Source organism: Serinibacter arcticus, assembly GCF_004786095.1.
Lineage (GTDB): Bacteria > Actinomycetota > Actinomycetes > Actinomycetales > Beutenbergiaceae > Litorihabitans > Litorihabitans arcticus.
In genome coordinates this window covers 568,039-591,946 of record NZ_RHPJ01000002.1, presented here as the reverse complement: position 1 = coordinate 591,946, position 23,908 = coordinate 568,039, and the positions used below count along the sequence as shown (strand labels likewise).

General features: G+C 74.1%; 23 protein-coding genes and 1 tRNA gene. 13 read left to right on the top strand and 11 right to left on the bottom strand.

Annotated features, from left to right (window positions below):
* Positions 1–168 precede the first annotated feature (168 nt).
* A complete protein-coding gene (locus tag SERN_RS07355; RefSeq protein ID WP_135849454.1) occupies positions 169–459 on the bottom strand; it encodes a DUF1540 domain-containing protein in 291 nt (96 codons plus the stop codon).
* Positions 460–655: 196 nt separating this feature from the next.
* Here SERN_RS07355 and SERN_RS07350 point away from each other — a divergent pair, with 196 nt between their 5' ends.
* On the top strand, positions 656–1,279 hold the full coding sequence (locus SERN_RS07350; protein WP_135849453.1) for a 4'-phosphopantetheinyl transferase family protein: 624 nt from the start codon (positions 656–658) through the stop codon (positions 1,277–1,279).
* On the opposite strand, the gene SERN_RS07345 is transcribed toward SERN_RS07350, so the two are convergent.
* Together SERN_RS07345 and SERN_RS07340 are read right to left on the bottom strand one after the other, a co-directional pair.
* Positions 1,276–2,598 (bottom strand): M1 family metallopeptidase, encoded by a 1,323-nt coding sequence (locus tag SERN_RS07345; protein ID WP_233251527.1) that lies wholly within the window; start codon positions 2,596–2,598, stop codon positions 1,276–1,278. The genes SERN_RS07350 and SERN_RS07345 overlap by 4 nt on opposite strands.
* Positions 2,599–2,677: 79 nt before the next feature.
* A complete protein-coding gene (locus tag SERN_RS07340; RefSeq protein WP_233251586.1) occupies positions 2,678–6,703 on the bottom strand; it encodes a Pls/PosA family non-ribosomal peptide synthetase in 4,026 nt (1,341 codons plus the stop codon).
* A 193-nt stretch (positions 6,704–6,896) separates the two neighbouring features.
* Between SERN_RS07340 and SERN_RS07335 the strand changes: the two genes are divergently transcribed.
* Together SERN_RS07335 and SERN_RS07330 are read left to right on the top strand one after the other, a co-directional pair.
* The gene (locus tag SERN_RS07335) at positions 6,897–7,862 is read left to right on the top strand and encodes an alpha/beta hydrolase (protein ID WP_135849451.1); all 966 of its coding nucleotides are present in this window, start codon (positions 6,897–6,899) and stop codon (positions 7,860–7,862) included.
* On the top strand, positions 7,859–9,220 hold the full coding sequence (locus SERN_RS07330; protein WP_135849450.1) for a hypothetical protein: 1,362 nt from the start codon (positions 7,859–7,861) through the stop codon (positions 9,218–9,220). Before SERN_RS07335 ends, SERN_RS07330 begins: the two co-directional genes overlap by 4 nt.
* Here the strand turns inward: SERN_RS07330 and SERN_RS07325 are convergent.
* Genes SERN_RS07325 through SERN_RS07315 form a run of 3 tightly spaced genes read right to left on the bottom strand, consistent with a single transcriptional unit; the run spans position 9,199 to position 11,032 of the window.
* A complete protein-coding gene (locus SERN_RS07325) occupies positions 9,199–9,744 on the bottom strand; it encodes a hypothetical protein (protein ID WP_135849449.1) in 546 nt (181 codons plus the stop codon). The two genes, SERN_RS07330 and SERN_RS07325, sit on opposite strands and share 22 nt — an antisense overlap.
* 2 nt (positions 9,745–9,746) lie before the next feature.
* Positions 9,747–10,322 (bottom strand): hypothetical protein, encoded by a 576-nt coding sequence (locus SERN_RS07320; RefSeq protein ID WP_135849448.1) that lies wholly within the window; start codon positions 10,320–10,322, stop codon positions 9,747–9,749.
* On the bottom strand, positions 10,319–11,032 hold the full coding sequence (locus SERN_RS07315) for a hypothetical protein (protein ID WP_135849447.1): 714 nt from the start codon (positions 11,030–11,032) through the stop codon (positions 10,319–10,321). The genes SERN_RS07320 and SERN_RS07315 overlap by 4 nt, the downstream gene beginning before the upstream one ends.
* Before the next feature lie 260 nt (positions 11,033–11,292).
* On the opposite strand from SERN_RS07315, the gene SERN_RS07310 reads away from it, so the two are divergent.
* From SERN_RS07310 to SERN_RS07285, 6 genes are all read left to right on the top strand, one after another.
* A complete protein-coding gene (locus SERN_RS07310; RefSeq protein ID WP_158292604.1) occupies positions 11,293–12,231 on the top strand; it encodes an SGNH/GDSL hydrolase family protein in 939 nt (312 codons plus the stop codon).
* A gap of 11 nt (positions 12,232–12,242) precedes the next feature.
* Positions 12,243–12,677: a hypothetical protein gene (locus SERN_RS07305; RefSeq protein ID WP_135849445.1), complete on the top strand. Its 435-nt coding sequence runs from the start codon at positions 12,243–12,245 to the stop codon at positions 12,675–12,677.
* 104 nt (positions 12,678–12,781) lie between these two features.
* The gene (locus tag SERN_RS07300; protein WP_135849444.1) at positions 12,782–12,985 is read left to right on the top strand and encodes a CsbD family protein; all 204 of its coding nucleotides are present in this window, start codon (positions 12,782–12,784) and stop codon (positions 12,983–12,985) included.
* 119 nt (positions 12,986–13,104) lie between these two features.
* Positions 13,105–14,010: an SDR family oxidoreductase gene (locus SERN_RS07295; protein ID WP_135849443.1), complete on the top strand. Its 906-nt coding sequence runs from the start codon at positions 13,105–13,107 to the stop codon at positions 14,008–14,010.
* Positions 14,011–14,055: 45 nt separating this feature from the next.
* The gene (locus SERN_RS07290; RefSeq protein ID WP_135849442.1) at positions 14,056–14,604 is read left to right on the top strand and encodes a type 1 glutamine amidotransferase domain-containing protein; all 549 of its coding nucleotides are present in this window, start codon (positions 14,056–14,058) and stop codon (positions 14,602–14,604) included.
* Between the two features lie 127 nt (positions 14,605–14,731).
* Positions 14,732–14,804, top strand: a tRNA-Arg gene (locus SERN_RS07285).
* Between the two features lie 113 nt (positions 14,805–14,917).
* On the opposite strand, the gene SERN_RS07280 is transcribed toward SERN_RS07285, so the two are convergent.
* Genes SERN_RS07280 through SERN_RS07265 form a run of 4 tightly spaced genes read right to left on the bottom strand, consistent with a single transcriptional unit; the run spans position 14,918 to position 19,030 of the window.
* Positions 14,918–15,334 (bottom strand): cupin domain-containing protein, encoded by a 417-nt coding sequence (locus tag SERN_RS07280; protein ID WP_135849441.1) that lies wholly within the window; start codon positions 15,332–15,334, stop codon positions 14,918–14,920.
* Positions 15,331–16,812, bottom strand: a complete 1,482-nt coding sequence (locus SERN_RS07275) for a glycoside hydrolase family 130 protein (RefSeq protein WP_199241538.1) — start codon at positions 16,810–16,812, stop codon at positions 15,331–15,333. The genes SERN_RS07280 and SERN_RS07275 overlap by 4 nt, the downstream gene beginning before the upstream one ends.
* Positions 16,813–16,832: 20 nt before the next feature.
* The gene (locus SERN_RS07270; RefSeq protein WP_135849439.1) at positions 16,833–17,855 is read right to left on the bottom strand and encodes a glycosyltransferase; all 1,023 of its coding nucleotides are present in this window, start codon (positions 17,853–17,855) and stop codon (positions 16,833–16,835) included.
* A complete protein-coding gene (locus tag SERN_RS07265; protein ID WP_135849438.1) occupies positions 17,852–19,030 on the bottom strand; it encodes a glycosyltransferase in 1,179 nt (392 codons plus the stop codon). Before SERN_RS07265 ends, SERN_RS07270 begins: the two co-directional genes overlap by 4 nt.
* 180 nt (positions 19,031–19,210) lie before the next feature.
* Between SERN_RS07265 and SERN_RS07260 the strand changes: the two genes are divergently transcribed.
* On the top strand, positions 19,211–20,248 hold the full coding sequence (locus SERN_RS07260; RefSeq protein WP_135849437.1) for a glycosyltransferase family 4 protein: 1,038 nt from the start codon (positions 19,211–19,213) through the stop codon (positions 20,246–20,248).
* On the opposite strand, the gene SERN_RS07255 is transcribed toward SERN_RS07260, so the two are convergent.
* On the bottom strand, positions 20,216–21,514 hold the full coding sequence (locus SERN_RS07255; protein WP_158292603.1) for an MFS transporter: 1,299 nt from the start codon (positions 21,512–21,514) through the stop codon (positions 20,216–20,218). The genes SERN_RS07260 and SERN_RS07255 overlap by 33 nt on opposite strands.
* Positions 21,515–21,595: 81 nt before the next feature.
* On the opposite strand from SERN_RS07255, the gene SERN_RS07250 reads away from it, so the two are divergent.
* The 3 genes from SERN_RS07250 to SERN_RS07240 all read left to right on the top strand — a co-directional run bounded on the left by SERN_RS07250 (position 21,596) and on the right by SERN_RS07240 (position 23,809).
* A complete protein-coding gene (locus SERN_RS07250) occupies positions 21,596–22,273 on the top strand; it encodes a FadR/GntR family transcriptional regulator (RefSeq protein WP_158292602.1) in 678 nt (225 codons plus the stop codon).
* Between the two features lie 135 nt (positions 22,274–22,408).
* Positions 22,409–22,744 carry a histone-like nucleoid-structuring protein Lsr2 gene (locus tag SERN_RS07245; RefSeq protein ID WP_135849434.1) on the top strand — a complete coding sequence of 112 codons (336 nt, stop codon included), beginning with the start codon at positions 22,409–22,411 and terminating at the stop codon, positions 22,742–22,744.
* Between the two features lie 90 nt (positions 22,745–22,834).
* Positions 22,835–23,809: an LLM class F420-dependent oxidoreductase gene (locus SERN_RS07240; protein WP_135849433.1), complete on the top strand. Its 975-nt coding sequence runs from the start codon at positions 22,835–22,837 to the stop codon at positions 23,807–23,809.
* The last annotated feature ends 99 nt before the right edge of the window (positions 23,810–23,908 follow it).

Here is a 23,908-nt window from a genome sequence, read left to right as displayed (position 1 = left end):
GGTGTGACCACCGTAGGACCCGCGCAGCGGCCGGTCCCGGGCCCTCGCAATCGTCTCACCCGTCGAGACGCATCCCTCGGGGGATCTGGGCGGGACCCGTCCGAAGACGCAGCAGCGCCCGCCGGCGATACCGGCGGGCGCTGGGTGCTGCAGGGTGCCGCTGCGCGCTCAGGCCTCGACGAAGGTGAGGCAGTTCGCCGTGCCGTCGCCACCCGGGCCGATGCGGACGGCCGTGGCGGTGCACTCGAGGTTGGCGTTGAACTGGCACGTGCTGCGCTGGCAGGCGCCGACCTGGGCGACGACGCGATCGAGGCCGCCCCGCGTGCCGATGTCGATGAAGGTGGCGCAGTCGGCGTCGTTGTCGACGGTGACGGCGAAGGCGTGGCAGCCGTCGTGGTTGTAGGAGCAGCCGGCGACGGCGCACTCCACGACCTGGGGCATCTCGGCGAGAGTCGACATGGTTCCTCCTGGGGACGAATTGATGTCTCCACAATATCGTCGACAACGTGAATGCGCCACTTTCCAGGACAATTCAGGGAATGCTTACCAAGGCACGCCTTGCCTGTATTCAGGCCCGCCTCACCTTGCATTCTTTTACGCACGTGCGCGTACCGTAAACCGCGCAGCCGCAGCGGTGAGCGGCTACGGTGCACCCGTGATCAGGTGTGGGCGAACGGGCGAGGCGCGCCTCGCCGTCGCGACCCCCGCGGACCTCGACGGAATTCGGCGCGACGCCGCCCGCGATCTGTCGGACGAAGAGCGCGAGCGGTGGCGGGGACTCCCGGACCTCGCCGCCGACGAGCTGCTCCTCGGCCGCCACCTGCTCCGCACGCTGGTCCGCCGGGAGCGGGGGCTCCCGGCCCGGGAGCCGGTCGTCGTCCTCGCGCGGTGCGGCACCTGCGGCGGGCCGCACGGCCGACCCGAGCTGCCGCCGGGCGATCTGCACGCGAGCATCGCGCACGCGGGCGGGCTGGTGATCGCGGCGGTCCTGCCGTCGTCGGCGGGCTGCGGGGTCGGGGTCGACGTCGAGCCGCTCGGGCCCACGGACCCCGCGGCGACCCGAGCCTGGACCCGCTACGAGGCCGCGCTGAAGGCCGACGGCACCGGCGTCGGCGCCAACCGTGGGGAGACCTCCCCCGCTGCGCTGGCGGCCCTGGTCGACGCCCTGCCCCGCCAGGTCGACGTCACGGACGTCGATCTCACCGAGCTCGACCCCGCCGAGCCCGACGTCACCGGCCACGCCGTCGCGCTGGCCGTCCTGCGTGCGATCGCCGGCTAGAGCGACGCGGGCGGCAGCAGCGGCAGCGCCGTGGCCACCAGCCAGTCGTCGAACAGCGCCCCCAGGTCGCGCTCGGTGCAGGCCTCGAGGTGCGCGAGAAGGTGCTCCGTCGTCGCGACGCCGTGCCGCTTCGACGCCGTCCACGCCCGCAGTGCGCGAAAGAACGTCTCGTCCCCCAGCGTGAGGCGCAGCGCGTGCACGAGCAGCGCGCCGCGCTTGTAGACCCGGTCGTCGAACATGTCGGCGGGACCGGGGTCACCGAGCTCGAGGTCCTGCGGCAGCGCGAGCAGCGCCGCGTGGTGGTAGCGCGCCATCGCGTCGGCGGTCTCGTGCCCCGACGCCTCCGACCACAGCCACTCGGAGTAGCAGGCGAAGCCCTCGTTCAGCCAGATGTGCTGCCACGAGGCGACGCCCACGCTGTTGCCGAACCACTGGTGCGCGAGCTCGTGCGCGATGAGCCGCTCGGATCCGCCCACGCCGTCGACGTGGTTGCTCCCGAAGGTCGCCATGCCCTGCGCCTCGATCGGGATCTCCAGCACGTCGGGGGTCACGACGACGTCGTAGCGCTCGAGCGGGTACGGGCCGAAGGACTCGTTGAACAGCGTCAGCATCGCCTCGAGACCGGCGAAGTCGTGCTGGACGCGGCGGTGCAGCGCACGCGGGTGGTGCAGCGCGACCGGGACGCCCGCCAGGGTCCGCTCGTGCGCGGAGTAGCGCCCCACCTGCACCGCGGCGAGGTAGGTCGCGGTCGGCGTCTCCTGCAGGAACCGCCACGTGCGCAGCGCACCGCGCGTGGTCTGGCCCGCCGGCGAACCGGTGGCCACGACGTGGTAGTCCTTCTCGGTCGTGACGGCGATGCGCATCCGCGCCTTGCGACCGGGGTGGTCGTTGCACGGGAACCACGTGGGCGCGCCGGTGGGCTGCGAGGCGACGATCGCGCCGTCGGCCAGCTCCTCCCAGCCGATCCGGCCCCAGCGGGAGCGGCGCGGGACCGGTGAGCCCGCGTACTCCACCTCGACCGTGACGTGCGTGCCGGCGGGCACCGGGTGCGGGAGCGTGACGCGCAGCTTGGGGTCGCGCTGCGCGAAGACGGCGCGGTGACCGTCCACGCGCACCGCCGAGACCCGGAGGTGGACGAGGTCGAACGCGAGCACGGACACGTCGTGCGCGGTCACGAGCGCGATGGTCGCGACGCCGGAGAGCCGGTTCGTGCGCACGCGGTAGTCGAGCTCGAGGTCGTAGAGCTCGACGTCGTAGCCGTCGTCGCCGCTCGTGGGCGCGTAGGCGTCACCGACACCGGGCGTGGCTCGCAGTCTCAACCGTGCTCCCTCACATCCACCGGAATCCTTCTCGGACGCTGCCGGGAACTCGTCGCTCGTGGGGCCGCCTCCGGTGCGCTCAGTGCTCGGCGCGGGCGTCCCTGGTATCAGCGTAGGCACGGACGCGGACGGATCGCCACGGTCCGATCGGGTTGCCGCTCCAGCGGCTGCCGACGGGGACGGTCTCGCCGCGCATCACGAGCGACGCCGGTCCCACCGTGGCGTTGTCGCCGATGGTCGCTGCGGGCAGGATCACGCTGTGCGGCCCGAGGGTCGCCCCCTCCCCGAGCGTGACCGTGTCGATGCTCATCACGCGGTCGTGGAACAGGTGCGTCTGCACCACGCAGCCGCGGTTGACCACGGCGCCGTCCCCCAGCCGGACGAGGTCCGGCTCCGGCAGCCAGTAGGAGTCGCACCACACGCCCCGGCCGATGCGCGCGCCGAGCGAGCGCAGCCACAGCGCGAGCGCCGGCGTGCCGGCGGCGGCCTGCGCGAACCACGGCGCCGCGAGCATCTCCACGAACGTGTCCGACACCTCGGTGCGCCACACGAACGAGGACCACAGCGGGTGCTCCCCCGCGCGGATCGGGCCGACGATGAGCCACTTCGCGACGGTGCTGACCACGGCGGCGACCACGGCCGCCGTCACGAGCACGACGCCGGACAGCAGCAGGGCCGCGCCCAGGCCGATCTCGGTGGTGAGCCACGCGAGCACGAGCATGACCGTCACGCCGAGCCCGTAGGTCAGGATCACGGGCACGATCCGGCACAGCTCCCAGAACGCGCGCGCCACGCGCAGGCGCGTGTCCGGGTGGTAGGTCAGCCGGTCGTCGCCCGTGTTCGGGACGCGGCGCAGCCGCACCGGCGGCGACCCCAGCCACGAGCTGCCCGCCTTGGCCTTGGCGGGCGCGATCGAGAGCACAGCGACGAGCGAGTCCTTCGGCACCTTGTGACCGGCGCTCGCCATGCCGGAGTTGCCGAGGAACGCGCGCGCACCGATGCGGGCGCGCGCGATCCGCATCCAGCCCTGCCGCAGCTCGTAGGACGCGACCATCGTGTCGTCGGCAAGGAACGCGCCGTCGTCAATCGTCGTCATGGACGGCAGGAGCAGGACGGTGGAGGCCTCGACGTCGCGACCCACGCGCGCCCCCAGCAGCCGCAGCCAGACCGGCGTGATCAGGCTCGCGTAGAGCGGGAACAGCAGCGTGCGAGCGGTGTCGAGCATCCGCTCGACCGTCCACGCCTGCCACGCGACGCGCGAGAGCACGGGGTGGTCGCCCTCCGTCAGCCCGATCGACAGCAGCCGCACCGCGACGACCACGCCGACGGCGTACGTCACGAAGGTCAGCAGGCTCACGGGTGCGATCCACGCCAGCGCCGCGAGCGCCGCCTCGCCGTAGGTGGAGGCGTCGCGCAGCCCGACGGCGAGGAGCAGCCCCCCGACGACGAACGCCAGCACGGGCAGCAGGGACAGCCCGGTCGAGGCCAGGCCGTAGGCCAGGAGCCAGCGGCGGTCGGAGGCCGGCGGGTCCTGCGGCCAGTCGCCGGTCGCGTTCGGCACGCGCACGGCGGGCGATCCGCTCCAGGTGCGTCCCGCGCCGACCTTGCCGAACACCGCACTGCCGGGCGTCACCGTGGCCCCCGCCCCGATGCGGGTGCCGGGCGCCAGGGTGCTGCGGGCACCGACGGTCGCGTGCTCCCCGATCTCGATGCCACCGATGCGCACGAGGTCGCCGTCGAGCCAGTACCCGGCGAGGTCGACCTCCGGCTCGATCGCGGCGCCGTCGCCGATCACGAGCATCCCGGTGACGGGCGGCAGCGTGTGGAGGTCGACGTCGCGCCCGATCCGCGCGCCGAGCGCCCGCGCGTAGACGACGATCCACGGGGCGCCGGCGAGGCTGACGGCGTCGATCTGGTGCGCGATCGCCTCCGCGAGCCAGAGCCGCAGGTGGACGGCGCCGCCGCGCCGGTAGTCACCGGGACGGACGCCCGCGAGCAGGATCCGCGCCGCGAGCGCCGCGATCGCCATCCGCCCCCAGGGCGCCACCAGCAGCGCGAGCCCGACGGCGATCGCCCACCAGGACGTCCGCGGCAGGAACGCGAACGCGTCGCTCGGGAACGCGCCGGTCCCGGCCGCCAGGTGCAGCAGGTTGCCCGCCGTGAGCACGTACACGAGCCAGCGCGCGCCGGTGAGGATGTAGAGCGGGACCGCCGTCAGCGTCTGCCACACCTGCGTGCTGCGGGGCGTGGGCGAGGGGCGCGAGAACGTCGCGTCGGCGTCGGGATCGACGCCGCTGCCGTCGCCGAGGTCGCCGAGCAGGTCGGCCATCGCCGCGAGCCGGGGCCGGTCGTAGAGGTCGGCGACCGTGACCTCCGGGCGGCGCACGCGGATGCGGGAGACGAGCTGGGCGGCCGCGAGCGAGCCCCCGCCGAGGTCGAAGAAGTCGTCGTCGGCACCCGTGACGGCGATGCCCAGGACCGCGCGCCACTGCTCGGCGAGCCACGCCTGGGCGGGCGGGAGATCGAGAGGTGCACCGCCGTCGCCCGCACCACCGACGCCACCGACGCCGCCCGCACCCGGGAGCGGCCAGGGCAGCGCGTCGCGGTCGACCTTGCCGGACGTGCGCGTGGGGAGGTCGTCCACGACGGCGAGCAGCGGGACGAGCGCGGCGGGCAGGCTCTCGGCCAGGGCCGCGCGCGCCTCCTGCCGCTGGAACTCGGGCGTCACCGTCAGGTAGCCGACGAGCAGGGGCGTGCCGGCCTCCGTGCGGCGCACGGCCGCGGCCGCGGCCGTCACCCCCGCGAGCGCCTGGAGCGCGGTGTCGACCTCGCCGAGCTCGATGCGGCGGCCGCCGACCTTGACCTGGTCGTCGGCGCGCCCGAGGAAGATCAGGCCCTCGCGCTCGAACCGCACGAGGTCGCCCGAGCGGTAGGCGCGGTCCCAGCCGAGCGTCGGCATCGGGGCGTACTTCTCGGCGTCCTTGGCCGCGTCGAGGTAGCGCGCGAGCCCGACGCCGCCGATCACCAGCTCGCCCTGGCCGCCCTCCGGCACGAGCCGGCCCTCGGCGTCCACGACGGCGAGCGCCCAGCCGGCCAGCGGCAGTCCGATCCGCACCGGACCGTCCCCACCGAGCGGGGCGCCGCACGCCACGACGGTCGCCTCGGTGGGCCCGTAGGTGTTCCAGACCTCGCGGTCGGGACCGGCGAGCCGGCGGCCAAGCTCCGGCGGACAGGCCTCGCCGCCGAAGATCAGCAGGCGGACGGACTCCAGCGCCTGCGCCGGCCAGAGCGACGCGAGCGTCGGCACGGTGGAGACGGCGGTGACGCCGCGGCGCTGCAGCCACGGTCCGAGGTCCTCACCGGAGCGGACCAGGGCCCGCGGCGCCGGCACCAGGCAGGCGCCGTGGCGCCAGGCGAGCCACATCTCCTCGCAGCTCGCGTCGAACGCGACCGAGAGCCCCGCCAGCACGCGGTCGCCCGGCGCGAGCGGGGCGCCCCGGAGGAAGAGGTCCGCCTCGGCGTCGACGAACGCGGCGGCGCTGCGGTGGGTGACGGCCACGCCCTTGGGGGTGCCGGTCGAACCTGACGTGAAGATGATCCAGGCGTCGTGGTCGGGGGTGGGGCGGTCCCGGGCGGGTCCGGGTGCACCGCCGTCGCGGTCGTCGTCGCGGTCGCCGTCGCGGTCGCCGTCGCCCAGCAGGCCCGCGAGCTCGACCACCTCCTCGCCGCCGCGCAGCCGCCGGTAGGTGCCGACGCCGTCGAGCACGCCGTGGACGTCCGCCTCACCCAGCACGAGCGTCGCGCGCTCGGGCGGGTCGTCCGCGTCGACCGGGACGTAGGCGGCCCCCGCAGCGAGGATCGCCAGGATCGCGACGTACAGCTCCCGGCCGCCCGACGGCAGCCGGACCCCGACCCTGTCGCCCGTCACCACGCCGGCCGAGCGCAGGGCCGACGCGAGATCGTCCACGGTGGCCAGGAGCTCGGTGTAGGTGAGGTGACCCGACTCGTCCTCGATCGCCGGGGCGTCGGGGTGCGCGGCAGCCGTGGCGTCCAGCACGTCCAGGAGGGTGCGGGGGGCGGGCGCCTCGGCGGTGCGGTCGAGCAGGCCGAGCTCGCCGAGCGCGCCGAGCGGGTCCGGTGCGCCGGTCGGGTCGGGCGCGTCGGGGAGGGGGGCGGTCACGCCCGCATTGTGCCGCAGCGTGGTGAACGGGAGTCGACCGGCCGATGGCCGCCGGGCGCCGACGACCCCGCCCGGCCCCGTCCCGTGCCGCACGGACGCGCGGGTTACGCTTCGCGGCATGCATGAGGTGACGACGGCGTGGGGGCCGGACGTGCTGGGCGGCGACTTCGTCTCCCGGACCATCGAGCTCGACGACGACGGCGACGGCGCCGTCGCCACCCTGGTCCGGCTCGGCGAGCCGACCCGCCAGCGCGCGATCCTGTACCTCCACGGGTTCTCCGACTACTTCTTCCAGGCCGAGCACGCCCGCACGCTCGCGGCCGGCGGCGTCGACCTCTACGCGCTCGACCTGCGCCGCTACGGGCGCTCCCTGCGCGAGGGTCAGGTCCCCGGCCTCGTGCGCGACCTCGCCGAGTACGACGAGGAGATCCTCGCGGCGCTCGCGATCGTGCGCGCGGAGGGTCACCGCGAGGTCGTGCTGCTGGGCCACTCCACCGGCGGCCTCGTCGCCACCCTGTTCGCGCACCACCACCCCCGCGCGCTGCAGGCCGTGGTGCTCAACAGCCCCTGGTACGACATCAACGACACCCCGCTGCGCCGCACGTTCAGCGGCACGGTCGCCGCGGTCGCCGCGTGGCGCGACCCCGGGGCCGTGATCTCCCGCCTCTCGGGCGCCTACGGCACCTCGATCCACGCCAGCACCGGTGGGTCGTGGGACTTCGATCTCGGGTGGAAGCCGATCGAGGGGTTCCCCGTGCGGGCGTCCTGGCTCAGCGCCATCCGGCGCGCGCAGCGCCGCGTGGCCACCGGCCTCGACGTGCGGGTGCCCGTGCTGATGTGCACCTCGAGCCGGTCCGGCGGCGCGGGGGGCACCGCCGTCGCACCCTCCCAGGTCCGCACGAGCGACATCCTGCTCGACGTGCGGCACATGTGGGACGCCGTCGCGCGGATCGGCGACGACGTCACGCTCCACACCGTGCCCGGCGGTCTGCACGACCTGGCGCTGTCCGCCGACCGGCCGCGGGCCGACTACGAGGCGGCCGTCACCGACTGGATCCAGCGACGGCTCGGACCTCCCGCGTGATCGTCCCGCCGCGGCCGGAGGCACCCGTCGCCGCACCCGCGCCCCCGATCACGGCGGCCGTGGCCGTCCGCGCGATCGGGCGCGAGGCGCGCGACCTCCTCGTGCTCACGGCCCGCCTCCTGGGCCGGTACTGGCTCGTGCTCATCGGGATCGCCTCGGTCGGGGCCGCGGCCGCGTACTGGATCCAGTCGCTGGCCGTGATCGTCTCCCGCACGAGCGCGATCGGCGGGGTGCTCGTCTTCGCCCTCATCCCGGGCGCGGCGTTCGTGACCGCGGTGGGGATGCTCGTGCTGATGGGTCGCCTGACCGACTCCACGCGCCGCAGCGCCGCCGCGGCCCTGTCCACGTTCGCAAGCGCCCTGCTGCTGTTCCTGGTGCTCTACGAGCAGAACGGGCAGCTCACGGAGGACACGCGCAGCTACTACTACGAGACGACCATGGAGGCGATCTTCGCCGAGGAGGACTCGAGCGCCCGCATCCCGCTGACGATCTCGTTCTCCATCGCCGCGATCATCGTCACGGCGCTCATCGTGCGCAGCATCGGCGCGAGCGTGCTGGAGCGGCGCGAGCGGCGCGAGGATGAGGGCACCCACGCCCCCGGACGCGGCCGCGGGCTCGGCATCGGCGTGCTGCGCGTCCTGGTCTCCTACTCCGAGCTCGTGTGGGTGGCGCTGTCCATCACGCTCGTCGTGGCCGTCGGGAACGCGCTGGGCGACTGGTGGGACAGCAGACTCGCGGTGCACGCCGTGAGCGACGCCTGGGCCTCGCTCCGCTGGCCCGACGTGACCGGACTCGTCGGGGCGGGCGGCCGCTTCCTCGGCGTCGCCGGCAGCATCGTGATCGCCGGCATCGTGGTCCCGACGGCGTGGCTCGCCCTCGGCACCATCCTCTACGGCACGCGCCGCGGCGCGTCCTCCGTCGTGGCGCTGCGCGCCGCGGAGACCACCGCGTCGCTCGGGAGCCGCGTGAAGATCGCGCGCGCCTCCGACCAGCTCACCGACGTCGCGCGGCTGCAGCGGTCGTGGTCCTCGCTCGTGCGCCCGACGAGCCGGTGGGGTCCGCTCGGCGGCGCCGTCGGCCTGGTGCTCGTGCGCGGCTGGCTGCCCATCGGGGTGTTCTGCGTGCTGTTCACGATCCTGGCACAGGCCGACTACGCCGTCTGGTGGCTGGCGGACCTCGTGCTGCCCACCGTCGCCGCGACCGACTGGACGGCGATCTACCCGCTGGTCGCCGCCGTCGGGCTCATCGCGGTGCAGGTGCTCACCCTGGCGCTGGTCGCGGCGGGGACCGAGGTGACCATGCGGCGACTCGGCATGCCGAGCGTGCTCCGCCCGACTCAGGCGTCGAAGGACCAGTAGTCCCGCTGGACGTCGGTGGGGACGACGCGGACGCGCTCGGGCTCGACGCCCTCGGGCAGGAGGACGGCGTCGATCCGCGGGCCGCTCTCGTCCAGGAACAGGCCGCCCAACCAGCCGGCCTCGGGTTCGCCGTCGTAGCCGATGACGTCCGAGCGGGTGTAGATCGCGCCGTCGGAGGCGACGACGCTCGTCTCCACGCCGAACATCGTGTCCTCGTCGGCGCCCGTGACGTCGAAGGACGCCACCCAGATCGTCCAGCCCTCCGGCGCGATCGCGGGGTCGCCGTAGCTGCCCGTCAGCCGCTCGACCGGCTCGATGCCTCGATAGGTGAGCGTGACGCCCCGGACGGTGGCGGCGCCGTCGTCCCGGACGGGGGCGGCGTCGACGGGATGGGTGCTGGCCCAGGTGTCCGCCGAGCGCCAGCCGACGGACACGAACATGCCGGCGATCGCCAGCACCGAGACGGCTCCGGCGGCCACAGCGCGGGTGGTCGGGATGCGGGCGAACGGGGTGCGTGCGGGCACGGTCAGCCCCTCCCGGGTTCGGTCGGCAGGAGCACGACCTCGTCGACGGCGACGACGTCGGGCACCGTGATCTCGCCGACCTCCATCGGCAGGGCCCAGTCGCGCCCCTCGGGCAGCAGCCGCAGCGTGCCGGCCGTGGCCGCGGCGACCGGCACCTCGAACAGGACGTCCTCGTGCCACCACTCGCCCGGCTGGGCCTCCTGGTAGCGGAAGCCGTAGCGGTCGCTCGGGGAGTACTCCACGCCGTCGGCGTCGCGCCACGCGTACTGCGGGACGGCCGAGGGCTCGCGCTGCCCCGACCACGAGACCCGCACGACGAGCCAGCTGACGGGGGTCTCCGCGCGCTCGACCTCGTCGGTGATGTCGTCGGTCTGCTCCACGACCGTGGTCGACCACGCCTCGCCCACCTCCACGACCGTGCCGCCCGCGGTCACCTCCTCGCCCGCGGTGCCGCGGATCGTCGTCGCCACGGTCGGGATCACCTCGCGGTTCGCCTCCTGCACCCCGGCGAGGAGAACCACCCCGAGCAGCGCGACGCCGGTCCCGACGGCGCCGGGCGTGTAGCGGCGGCGGCTCACGCGTCGTCCTCGACGGCGGGCACGACGGTGTCGTCGCGCGGCACCTGGACCGTGGCGCGCGCCTGCGGGCGCAGCCAGGTCTCCTCGCCGGACAGGACGTGCCGCGTGTAGGTGTACGACGTCAGCAGCGCCGGGAGCGTGGTCAGGGCGTCGAGCGTGGCGGCGTCGGCCTTGGCGACCGGGAGCAGGATCAGGACCGAGGTGGTGACGCCCGGGTGGAGGTAGCCGACGTAGTCGCCGCTCACCGGATCGACGATCCGGGGGTAGGCCGTCGTCTCCAGGCTGCTCACCGTCACGGAGTCGGACTTGTACGTGGTGGACCGGGGCGGGGCGCCCGTGAGGTCCGCCGCGACGACGACCCACGCGTCCGCGTCGACGATCTCCAGCATGTCGGCGTCGTACTCGCGGGAGATCGACCAGCCCTGGATGGCGACGTCGTAGGGGCCGAGCGCGATCCGGGCGTCCGCCGGGACCTGCGGCAACCCCTCCTCGGGGACCTCCTCGAGACCGCCCCCGGCCCAGGTGCCCAGCACGATCGCGAGCAGCGCCGCCACCACCCCCCAGGTCCACCAGGAGCGCGCCGCGCGGGCGAGCAGCACCGCGAGGTCGGGGCCGACCTCGTCGCTCCCCGACGCGGGTGTCCTGGGGAGATCCGGGACGGCTCCGGGCGCGGCCGGATCGCGGCCGGGGGCGAGTGGTGGCTGGGACATGGTGCCCTGATGGTAACGATTCGATGCGCGGTGTGGGACCGGTCACACGGGCGGGGCTCGACCTGCCGATCCCTCCGCCCTGGCGGTAGGCTCGAACTCAGCTGGCCCGTCGACCGCCCCCTGCCGACGGGCCAGCCCTTTTCTCCCCGGAGAGGCCGGACGCCGCCGTCCGCAGGCCAGGGACCGTCGCTCCACCATCGTCACCGGCAGTCCGCGGTCACCCCGCGCCGAACCGCGTGCGCGCGGCTACCGTGACCGGTGTGACCCCTCGCCCCACCCCTGCCCCGGTGCCCTCGCGCACGGCGCTCGCCCTCCCCGCCGTGCTGGTGCTGCTCGCGGCGCTCGCCGCGTGCTCACCCGGCTCCGACACGGAGACCCCTCCCGCCTCCTCGCCGGCCGCCACCGACGCAGCGCCGAGCACCACGAGCACCCCGGCACCGGCCCCGACCGGCGAGCCGCTCGTGCTGCTCGCCGTCGGCGACTCCCTCACGACCGGCTTCGCGTCCTGCGCCACGGTCGTCGGCTGCCAGGCCGTCTCGTGGGCCGTGGGCACCGACCCCGAGGTCGACTCGATCGGCACCAGGCTCGGCGGGGCCGGCTACGCCGTCACGACGGTCGAGGCGGCCGTCGAGGGTGCCCGGATGGCCGAGGGCGTCGAGCTCGTCGACGCGGCGTTCGCCGAGCCGGGCGCCCCGGGGGCGGCCGACGTCGACGTCGTCACCGTGCTGCTGGGGGCCAACGACGTCTGCGAGGACAGCCCCGCGAGCATGACGACCGCGGCCGACTACGGCGTCGCGCTCGGGGCGCTGCTGGACCACGTCGCCTCGATCGCGCCCGACGCCGGCGTCGTCGTCGCGAGCATCCCGCACGTCACGTCCGTCTGGGACGTCGCGAGCGGCGACCCCGAGGCCGCGCAGGTCTGGGGCACGGGCCTGTGCAGCACCGTGCTGGGCGGGGACGCGGCCGCCCGGGCGGCCGCCGACGAACGACTCACCGAGCTCCAGGCCGTCGCGGTCGCCACGTGCGCCGAGCACCCCGGCTGCCGGACCGACGACGGCGCCGTCGCGGCCGTCCCCGTGACCACCGCCTGGCTGTCGACGTTCGACCACTTCCACCCCTCGGTGCTGGGTCAGGCCGCGCTCGCCGAGGCCGTGTGGCCCGCCGTCGAGTCCGCGCTGCCCGCCGGCACCGCCGGTTGAGGGGCGGGGGCGTGGGCTGGCTGCGACGCGGGTCGCGCACCGTCGAGGTCGCCGAGGGCTTCGTCGCGCTCGAGGCGCTCGCGCACCAGGCCGCGCTCGAGACGTCCGCCGGGACGGGACGGGCTCCCGGCGCGGCGCAGCGGCTGCCCGCTGAGCTGACGGTGCACGCCGAGGGCAGCGGCGTCGTCGTCCTCGCGTGGCACAACCGCAACGTCGGGATCGTCCCGCCCGGCCCGGCGGTGTCGCTGGCGGCGCAGGCGGCCGCCGCCGGCCGGGCGCGGCTCCTGGTGAACGGGGAGGTCTTCCGGGACGACGGCGTGTGGCGCGTCTGGGTGGGGCCGCTCCCCCGCCCGCGGGACGTCGACGTCCCGCGCGACACGGTGGCGGCCAAACCGCCGACGATCGTCGGCATCCCGCTCCAGCGCCCCGACGGCGCACGCGACTGACATCGTGCTCTCGGGTCGGGCCGGTCTGTTCCTGGACGGACGATCCTGGTCTTTCCTCGCGCGTCGTGCCTACCGTGGGAGGACCCGATCGAAGGAGGACCACCATGGGACTCGACGACAAGTTCGACGCCAAGACCACCGAGGCCGGCGGCAAGATCAAGAAGGCCACCGGCGAGGCCACCGGCAACGACCGCCTCGAGGCCGAGGGTCGCGCGGACGAGACGAAGGGGGGCGCCCAGGGCGCCGCCGAGAAGCTCAAGGACGCGGCCGGCAACGCCAAGGACAGCGTCAAGGACGCGTTCAAGTAGTCCGCCAGCCCCCCGCACCGCGGGGTCGGGCACCGCTCGACCCCGTGGCTGCGCACCGCCTCGGCCAACGCCATCGCGTCACCACCACGACGGGCGCGAGCAGCGCCACGGAGGACACCATGTCCCAGGACCCCCAGCAGCCGACCACGACCGACACGTCCGGCACCACCGGTCGCCCCGAGCACGTGCCGGGACAGACGCAGGACTGGCCGGGTTCGTTCCTCGACCTGACGCCCGCTCCCGACCACGGCGAGCTCGGCTGGACGGGCCGCGACCGCCTGACCGGCAAGCGCGCGCTGATCACCGGCGGCGACTCCGGCATCGGCCGCGCCGTCGCGCTGGTGTTCGCCCACGAGGGCGCCGACGTCGCCATCGCCTACCTGCCGCAGGAGCAGGGCGACGCCGAGGCGACGCGTGCCGCCGTGGAGAAGATCGGTCGCACGTGCGTCCTGGTCCCCACCGACCAGCGCACGGAGCAGGCGAACGTCGACCTCGTCGCCGCGACCGTCGAGGCCCTCGGCGGGATCGACGTCCTCGTCTCCAACGCGGCCTACCAGATGGCGCAGCCCGGAGGCATCGAGGAGTTCGCCGACGAGCAGCTGCGCCAGGTCTTCGAGACCAACGTCTTCGCGACGTTCTGGCTCATCAAGGCGGCCTCACCACACCTGGCCCCGGGCTCGAACGTCATCGTGACGACCTCGATCCAGGCCTATCAGCCGTCCGGTCCGCTCCTGGACTACGCCGCCACCAAGGCGGCGCTGAACAACCTCGTGGTGAACCTGGCGGCCGAGCTCGGCCCGCGCGGCATCCGCGTCAACGCCGTGGCTCCCGGCCCCATCTGGACGCCGCTCATCGCGGCGACGTTCGACGAGGACAAGGTCGACGGCTTCGGCTCCGACACCCCGCTCGGCCGCCCGGGTCAGCCCGTCGAGGTCGCCTCCGCCTTCGTCTACCTCGCCAGCGACGAGGCCTCCTACGTCAGCGGCACCGTGCTCGGTGTCACCGGGGGCAAGGCCGTCTTCTAGACCCCGCCCTCCCCTGCCACCCCTCGCATCCGAAGGAGAACCACCATGTCCCACCTCACCGGCAAGCGCGTCGCCTTCGTCGCCACGAACGGCTTCGAGGACTCGGAGCTGTTCGAGCCCTGGAAGGCCGTCACCGACCACGGCGCGACCGCCGTCCTCGTCTCGACCGAGTCCGGCACGATCACGGGCAAGAACGGCGGCGAGGCCACCGTCGACCTCACGACGGCCGAGGCGAGGGCCGACGACTACGACGCCCTGGTGCTCCCGGGCGGTGTCGTCAACGGCGACAAGATCCGCATGGACACCTCCGCCGTCGACCTGGTGCGCGCGCTGGTCACGGCGGCCAAGCCGGTCGGCGTCATCTGCCACGGCGGCTGGATCCTCACGGACGCCGACGTGGTGAAGGGCCGCACGATGACCTCGTACCCCAGCCTGCGCACCGACCTCGTCAACGCGGGCGCGACCTGGGTGGACGAGGAGGTCGTGTGCGACCAGGGCCTCGTGTCCAGCCGGACGCCGAAGGACCTTCCCGCGTTCAACGACAAGCTCGTGGAGGAGATCGGCGAGGGCCTCCACCCGCAGCGCGAGTCCTGACGCCCCCGGCTCCGGCCGGGTGGGACGGACGAGCCGGGCGGCCGTGGCGCGGTCATCCAGGACCGCCGCCGTCGATTTCGCCTTTGGGTCGGCTGCGGGTTATGCTCTTTCCCGGCCTCAGGGCCACGCGCCCGTAGCTCAATGGATAGAGCATCTGACTACGGATCAGAAGGTTGGGGGTTCGAGTCCCTCCGGGCGCGCTCGTTGAGACAGCGACGCGGAAGCCCCGTCGGCCCCAGGCCGGCGGGGCTTCTGCGTTCCCGGACGCGCACCGGAACCGTGCGGCGCCACCGGGTGACCCGAGGACCGGGTGTCACGGCGCCGTCGTGCCGGCACGTCCGTAGGAGTCGGCCAGCCGGGTGATGTCCTCGCGCCACCCGGGTGCCGCCGTCGAGGTCTCCACGAGCACGAGCGGGGTGACGGCCGTGCAGCGGTGGACCGTACCGGGAGCGAGGTGCACGGTGTCGCCCGGAGCGAGCAGGAGCACGGCGAGGTGGTCGGCGTCCGGTCCGTGCTCGAGCCTGCCGCTGCCGTGCAGGACGTGCATGGTCTCGTCCTTGGCCGCGTGCACCTGGAGGCTCAGCGACTGCCCACCGTCCACGGTGATGATCTTGCCGACGTAACCGTGGGCGCCGTCGGCGAAGATGCGCTCGTTCCCCCAGGGCTTGAGCTGCACCTCGTCCGCGGTGACGTCGGCCCCGCCGTCGGCAGCGGTGGCGTCGCCGGTCATCGGGTCTCACCGCCGATGGGCGACGGGTGCCCCGCGAGCGCGTCGAGCAGGGAGTCGAGGTCGACCGTGGCGATCCTCGTGCTGGTGTCGCTGCAGCCGTAGGGCAGCACGAGCGTGCGTCCGTGCAGCAGGGAGCCGCACGAGTAGACGACGTTGGGCACGTAGCCGGAGCGCTCGGACGCGGCCGGCGTCAGGAGCGGGTACGGCAGGCTTCCGAGGACTCGGGTCGGATCGTCCCGATCCAGCAGCAGGGCCCCGATCCCGTACGTCCGCATCGGGCCCACCCCGTGGGTGAGCACCAGCCAGCCACGCTCGGTCTCCAGCGGCGAGCCGCAGTTGCCGAGCTGCACGAGGTCCCAGCGCCGACCGGGGTGCTGCAGCGCGATCGGTTCGGTCCAGTGGATGAGGTCGGTGGACCAGGTGAGCGAGTTCGTCTCCCGGTCCGCTCGCGAGAGCGCGGCGTACCGACCGCCGATCGGTCGCGGGAAGAGCGCGAGCCCCTTGTCGCGCGCCCCCGGCCCCACGAGCGGGGCGGAGCTGAAGGTGCGGAAGTCCTTCGTGCGCAGGAGCTGTCCGCGCGCGCTCCGTCCGTCGAACGCCGTGTACGTGCCGGCGAAGGTCCGCTCACCGGCGAGCGTGCGGAGCGGGGTCAGCCGCAGGTCCTCGAGCCCCTGCCGCTCGAAGTCGTGCTCCGCGACCAGGACCCGCTGGTCCAGGGTGCTCGCAGCCGCGAACGAGGAGGTGTAGCAGCGCGCGGCCACGTCCTCCAGGATCGCGATCTCCCGCACCGACTCGCCCCGGGTCAGCAGCTGACGGCGCAGCCGGACCAGCGCGGCGTCGAGGTCGGCCCTGGAGAAGGTGAGGCCCAGCTGGGAGAGCACGAAGTCGGCGCTCGCGCGCGCTCCTCCGACGTCGGCGAGGTGGTGCTCGAACGCGGTGCGCTCGTAGGGCCCGTGGCGGGTGAGGGCCCGCACGGGAGCGCCCTCCACCGGGTCGATGACGAGGTCGTCGGCCGCGTCGATCGTGGCCGTGCGCAGCTCGATGCTCGAGCGGTGCCCCTCCCCCACGGCGCGCAGCGAGAGCACCAGCCGCAGCGAACCGGGCGGAAGGCCGCCCTGGTCGGGGTGCGCCACGATCGAGGGGTTGCACAGCGCCGCCCCCTCGAGGGAGACCTCCTGGGTGAAGGTGGCCCCGATCAGGAGCCGACGCTGCTCGTCGCTCACGCGCGACCGCGGCAGGCGGTGCTCGACGAGCGCGAAGCTCGCCAGCCAGATCCGCTCGAGATCGGCGTGCCGATGGGCGAACCTCTCCCTCAGGTCGACCAGGGCCGCGTCGACCTCGGCGGGCTCCAGCGCGCACACCCGCTCGAGCACCCCGGACGACCGCGAGGCCCCCGACCTCAGCTCCTGTCCCGGGAGGAAGACCGCGGTGGTCACCCGCGCGGGGTCGGGCACCAGGTGGTGGGCGGTCCGTCTCACCCACGGGGGGTCGGCGGTGGTCACGGCGAGGGTGCCTGCACCGTGCCGGACGCGTCGAGCCACAGCTGGACCGTGGCGAGCCAGGCCAGGGTGGACTCGGCTCCCTGGTTCTCGTTCGCGCCGTGCCGTTCCAGGCCGTCCCGGCCACCGCCGGTACCGACCTCGCGCAGCGGGGTCGCGCTGTCGTTCTCCCCCTCGAACCAGGCGACGGCGATCTCCAGCACGCCGAGCCACTCGCGCCCGTGCGTGGCGCGCCACGCCGTGGCGGCCGCCTCGGCCAGGGCCGCGACCTCGATGGGCTGCTGGTCGAACGCGGGCAGGGTCTCGCCGGGTCCGTGACCGCCGACGGGAACCACGGAGAGGTGGCCGCGCGCCGTCTGCAGATCCACGAGCCACCGGAGCAGGACGAGCCCGCGTCCCACCAGCTCGGGATCACCGAGCACGCGACCGAGCGCGATCATCGCCTCGGGCACGACGGGGTTGGCGTAGGAGAGCCGGGGCTCCGGCCACGGCCACGAGCCCGTCGAGCGGGCCGGGAGCACGGGGCGGGAGGCGGTGAGGAACACCCGCGCCGCGACGTCCCCCTCGTCCGCGCTCAGCACCGCCGCCGCGCCCAGCACGGCGTAGGCCGTGGCCCGCAGGTGCACCGAACGGGCCGCGAGCGCCACCGTGGCGCCGCGCAGGGCCGCGCCGGCGACGGCGGGATCGGTGACGTGCGTGGCCGCGGTCGCGAGCGCCCACAGCGAGCGGCCCCAGTGGTCCTGCGTGCCGGGCTCGTCCAGCCACGCCCCCGCGGGGTCGCGTCGGTTGTGCGAGCGGCCGTCGGGCACCTGGGCGCCCAGCAGGAAGTCGAGGTAGACCGCGGTCAGCTCGCTCGTGCGGGCGTCGGGCGCCACGATGCGCGAGGTCACCACGAGGGCCCGCGCGACGTCGTCCACGCACATCCCGTGCTCGATCCGCGGGCTGGTGAGCAGGGCGTGCTCGTAGAGTCCGATCGGCGTGCTGAGCGCGGCGAGGTGGTCGAGCACCACCGCCCGGCTCACGGCACCCACTCCAGCCGGGGGTCGCGGGCGGACACGGGGCCGCCACGGCTCGACCCGGCCGCCACGGATCGTGCGAGCGCCAGGTGCTGGGTGGCCACCACCGGCCACAGCAGCGAGGCGGACAGCTCGCGCGCGCTCGCCGCCATCGAACCCGCGACCTCGTGCTCGGACAGGACGCGCTGCAGTGCGTCGGCCGCCGCGGCCGGGTTCCGCCGCGGGACGAGACCACCGACCCCGCCCTCGAGCAGCTCCACCGCGTGCGGGAAGCGCGTGGCGACCACCGGCTTGCCCGCGGCGACCGCCTCCACGAGCACCCCGGAGGTGACCTGCTCCAGGGAGTCGTAGGGCAGCAGCACGACGTCGGCCGCCGCCACGACGGCGCCCAGCTCCTCGGCGTCCAGGTAGCGCGGATCGAACTCGACCACGTCGGGGAGGCCGAGGTCGTGCACCAGCTGCTCGAGCGAGTGCCGGTAGACGTCGCCGTGGTGCTCCAGGACCCGCGGGTGGGTCTGACCCACGACGCGGTAGCGCGCCCGGACACCCCGCTCCCGCAGGTCGGCCATCGCCATGATGGCCCACTCGATGCCCTTGCCCGGCGACAGCAGGCCCCAGGTCAGGATCGTCGGCTCACCGCCCGCGGGCTCCGACCTCGGGGCGGCGAAGCTCGCCGGGGCGCCGTGGGCGATCACGTGCACCTTCTCGGGCGGCACGCCCCAGTCCCGCACGAGACGGTCGTGCGCCGTGCGAGTCATCGTCACCACCGCGTCGGAGGCGGCCACGACGGCGTCGAGCACCTTGCGCTGGTGGGGCGTCGGTGCGGACAGCACGGTGTGGGCCACGGTCACCAGCGGCAGGCGCAGCCGCCGGACGAGCTGGAGCACGTCCTCGCCGTCGTCCCCGCCGAAGATGCCGTACTCGTGCTGCAGCAGCACGACGTCGTAGGGGTCCAGCGCCCGGGCCGCGCGCTCGGCCTGCCGCGCGACGTCGGAGGGGGGCCCCTCGGTCTCCCAGGCGTGGATCACGGGCCGCTCGAGACGGGTGGGGCGCTCGACGAGGCGCACGACCCCGACCTCGACCCCGAGCGCCTCGAGGTGCTCGCTCAGCGAGCGGGAGTACGTGGCGATCCCGCACGGGGTGTCGGGGTAGGTGGAGACGAAGCCGAAGCTGGTGCTCACGCGGGCCGCTCTCGTCGTGACGTGACGCAGCTGACGTGCTGCCGTTCACGGTGGGGGCCGCATCCCGAGTCACCCGACCGGAGGGGCGTAGCTGGCGTGGGCGGTGGAGCTGCCCGAAGTCGCAACATAGCACCCGCGCCGCGGCGGGGGCGTAGGGTCGGGCCGACCGAGGAGGTCGCCGTGAGGATCGCCGTCATCGCCTCGATCGCGCACCGGGTGCCACCGCGCGGCTACGGCCCGTGGGAGCAGGTGGCCGCCACGTTGACCGAGGGTCTGGTGGCGCGGGGGCACGAGGTGACCCTGTTCGCCACGGCCGACTCGCTGACGACCGCCCGGCTGCACGCGACCGCCGCCGCAGGGTACGAGGAGGACCCGAGCCGGGACGCGAAGGTGGACGAGGCGCTGCACCTCGCCTCCGTGTTCGAGCGCGCCGACCGGTTCGACGTCATCTCCAACCAGTTCGACTTCCTGCCGCTCGCCTTCAGCCGCCTCGTCGCGACGCCGGTGGTCACCACGGTGCACGGCTTCTCCTCCGAGAAGATCCTGCCGGTCTACCGCGCCTACGACGACGTCACGCACTACGTCTCGATCAGCGACGCCTCGCGCCACCCCGACCTCACCTACGCCGCGACCATCCACCACGGGATCGATCCCGGGACGATCTCGCTCGGCGGGGGCGACGGCGGCCACCTGCTGTTCCTCGGCCGGATCCATCCGGACAAGGGGACGGCGCTGGCCGTCGAGGTGGCGCGGCGGGCCGGACGTCCGCTGGTGATCGCCGGCGTGATCCACGACCGGGACTACTTCCGCTCGAGCGTGGAGCCCCACCTCGACGGGGAGCACGTCACCTACGTCGGGCCGGTCGGGCCGGCCGAGCGTGACCACCTGCTGGGAGGCGCCGTCGCCATGCTGCACCTGATCGACTTCGAGGAGCCGTTCGGGCTCTCCGTGGCCGAGTCGATGATGGCGGGCACACCCGTCGTGGCTCACCCGCGCGGGTCGATGCCCGAGCTCGTCCGGCCGGGGGTCAACGGCTTCCTGGTCGACGACGTCGACCAGGCGGTCGCCGCCGTGGAGCAGGCGGCGCTGCTGGACCGCGCCCGGTGCCGGGCCGACGCCGTCGACCGGTTCTCCCACGACCGGATGGTCGAGGCGTACGAGGCGCTGTTCGAGCGCGTCGTCGGCTCAGCGGACGCCGGCCCCGGCCGCGCCCGCTGACACGGCGAGCCCGCCGACCTGCTCCTCGAGCGTCGCGGGCCGGCAGGCGATCCAGCCGGCCACCAGCATCACCGCGAGGCTCGCGAACAGGACGATGAACGAGCCGGTCCAGGCGCCGGTGGCGGCGTACAGGGCGCCCGTGCCGAACGGACCGAGGCACGCGATCGCGTAGCCCACGCCCTGCATCGCTCCCGAGAGGACGGTGGACCCCGCCGTCGTGCTGGTGCGTGCGTTGACCAGGGTGAGGCACAGCGGGAAGGTGCTCACGCCGAGCCCCAGCAGCACCACCCACACCACCGCGCCCGCCCCGGGCGAGAGCAGCAGGCCGGCGTAGCCACCGACCATCAGCACGGTGCAGACCGCGACGATCACGAACGGGTTCCGCAGCCGGATCGCGAGCGGGGGCACCACGAACGCCGCCGGCAGGCCGAGCACCGAGAACAGCGCGAGCAGCGCGCCGCCGGAGGCGGGGTCGGCGCCTGCGTCGACCAGGATCGCGGGGAGCCACGTGAACACGGCGTGCACGTTCAGGCTCGTGATCCCCATCATCAGGACGAGCGACCACAGCAGCGGGGTGCGCCAGGCGCCGACGAGTCGGGCGGGGGCGGGCGGGGGTGCGAACGGCGACGTGAACGGGCTGCCGTCCACCGGGGCGTCCAGGGTGGCGGAAGCGTCGGCGACGAGGGAGCGGCGCTCGGCCCTTCGTGCCCGGGCGGCGAGCGCGATCCACAGCACGACGGCGACGGCGGTCAGCACCGCCCACATCCCGATCGCCCACCGCCAGCCCACCGCGAGCGCGACCGGCAGGGCCAGCAGGGGTGCCACGAACTGGCCGACCTGCAGCAGCGCGATGTAGAGCGAGCTGACCGCCTTGAGGTGCGCGGAGAAGTACTTCTTCACCAGCGGGATCACCAGGACGTTCGAAGCCCCGACCCCGGTGAAGGCGATGACCGTGGAGATCACGAGCATCGCCGTCGACGGGGAGAGCGCCCGGAGCACGATGCCGGCGGTCGTGAGGGCGACGGCGATCGCGATCGTCCGCTCGAGACCGACTCGTCGCGCGACGGACGCCGCAAGCAGCCCGAACACGGCGAAGCTGGCCGTCACGATCGTGCCCAGGACGCCGTACAGCGACGGGCCGAAGCCGAGATCGGCGCCGATCAGCTCCAGCAACGGGGTGAAGCCCGTCACCGCGGTGCGGAGGTTGAGAGCCGTCAGGACGACGGCGAGGAGGGGAAGCGCTCCGGCGCGCACTCGCACGTTCACATGAGATCCAAGAGATAGGATGATGGGATGAATCGCGCCGAGCCTAACCCCCCGGGCGCCGTCGTGCCCAGGGGACGGAACGTGACGGACGCGGTCACGGCACGCTTCCACGAGGCCATCGCCGACGGCGCGTGGCCGGTCGGCGCGCGGATCCCCGTCGAGGCCGACCTCATGGCGTGGGTCGGCGCGGGGCGCAACACCGTCCGCGAGGCCATCCAGTCCCTGGTCCAGGCCGGTCTCGTCCGCCGCGAGCAGGGCCGCGGCACGTTCGTCATCGCCAGGTCCGAGCTGGCGACGTCGCTCGCCCGGCGGGCGACCAGGGTCGACCGACGCGACGGCCTCGAGCTGCGCAACGCGATCGACGGCGCCGCCTCCGCGATCGCGGCGCGTCGCCGGGACGAGGACGACGTCGCCGCGCTGCGCGCCGCGCTCGAGGTGCGGACGCACACGTGGGACGCCCCCGACCGGGCCGCGCGGATCGCCGCGGACGTCGCGCTGCACCGTGCCGTCGTCGCGGCGACGCACAACGCGCTGCTGGTCGACCTGTACGACGGCCTCGTCCCGCTCTACGAGGACGTGCTGGTGGACGACGTCGACGCCGACGCCGATCCGCACGCGGCGGACCACGCCGAGCTGGTCGCCGCGATCGCCGACGGGAGTCCCGAGCGAGCCGCGGCGGCCATCGCCACGATGCTGGCACCACTCATCGACGCCCAGGTGGAATCGCTTCCACTGCGCTCTCCCAGATCCGTCGACTAAACTTCGGTCTGCTCGACGATCCGTTCGTTCCCCCGCGACGAGACCGATCGGGAACTCGGGAGCACCCCGGGCACCTCGCACGCGGATCCTCGACCGCCGGCGGGGCTCCCTACCATCTGAGGCCCGGAGACCAACGTGGCGCAGAAGACCGTGACCGACCTGGTGGACGACATCAGCGGCAGCACCGAGAACGTGACGACGGTGCAGTTCAACTACCGCGGCGTGGCCTACACCGTGGACCTGGACGACACGAACGCCGAGGCGTTCGACGAAGCCATGACGCCGTTCATCGAGGCGGCCCGCCGGGTCGGCGGCATCCGCCAGGAGGTGGCGCGCAGCAGCCAGCCCTCCGACACGCAGGCGATCCGCGCGTGGGCGGCGGAGAACGGCATCGAGGTGCAGCCGCGGGGCCGGATCTCGGCCGAGGTGCGGCGCCGGTACGAGGCGGCGCAGCGCCGCAGCCGCCGGTAGCCCGGGCCGGGTCCCGCCACGCCGTCCTGGACTTCGGCCCCGGCCGACCCGAGGCTGGAGGGAAGCACCCCAGCGACGAAGGAGCCGACGATGTCCGCACGGATCGGATACACCCTCATGACCGAGCAGAGCGGCCCGCGCGAGCTGGTCCGCTACGCGGCCGCGGCCGAGCAGGTCGGCTTCGACTTCGAGGTGTCCAGCGACCACTACTCCCCGTGGCTCACGAGCCAGGGCCACGCGCCGTACGCCTGGAGCGTCCTCGGGGCCGTGTCGCAGGTGACCTCGCGCGTCGAGCTCATGACCTACGTGACGTGCCCGACCATCCGGTACCACCCCGCCGTCGTCGCCCAGAAGGCCGCGACGCTGCAGCTCCTGAGCGACGGGCGCTTCACCCTCGGGCTCGGTTCGGGCGAGAGCCTCAACGAGCACGTCGTCGGCGAGGGCTGGCCCTCGGTCCACGTCCGGCAGGACATGCTCGAGGAGGCCGTCGAGATCATCCGCGAGCTCCACACGGGTGAGCTCGTCACCTACGAGGGCGAGTACTTCCGGGTCGACTCGGCCCGCATCTGGGACGCGCCCGAGGGCGGGGTGCCGATCGCCCTGGCGGTGTCGGGGGACGCGTCGATCGAACGGTTCGCCCCGCTCGGCGACCACCTGGTGGCCACCGACCCGGACGCCGACCTCCTCGCGAGCTGGGACGCCCACCACACCGACGGCACCTCGCGAAAGATCGGCCAGGTGCCGATCAGCTGGGACCCCGACCGCACCGTCGCGATCGAGCGCGCCCACGAGCAGTTCCGGTGGTTCGCGGGCGGGTGGAGCGTCAACGCCGATCTCCCCACACCGGCGGGCTTCGCCGGGGCGACGCAGTTCGTCCGCCCGGAGGACGTCGCGGGGACGATCGCGTGCGGCCCCGACCTCGACGAGCTCGCCGAGAGCGTGCGCCCGTTCCTCGAGGCAGGGTTCACCGACGTCGCGCTCGTCCAGATCGGTGACGCCGCGCAGCAGCGCTTCCTCGACGAGGCCGCCGGTCCGCTCCTCGAGAAGGTTCGCGCGCTCGCGTGAGCGGCGGTGCGACCAGCCGGTGAGACGTCCGCGCGGCGCGCGATACCCAGGCTGTACCGCTACCCTACGGTGGCGTAGGTTCGGGGTTGACCCGAGCCT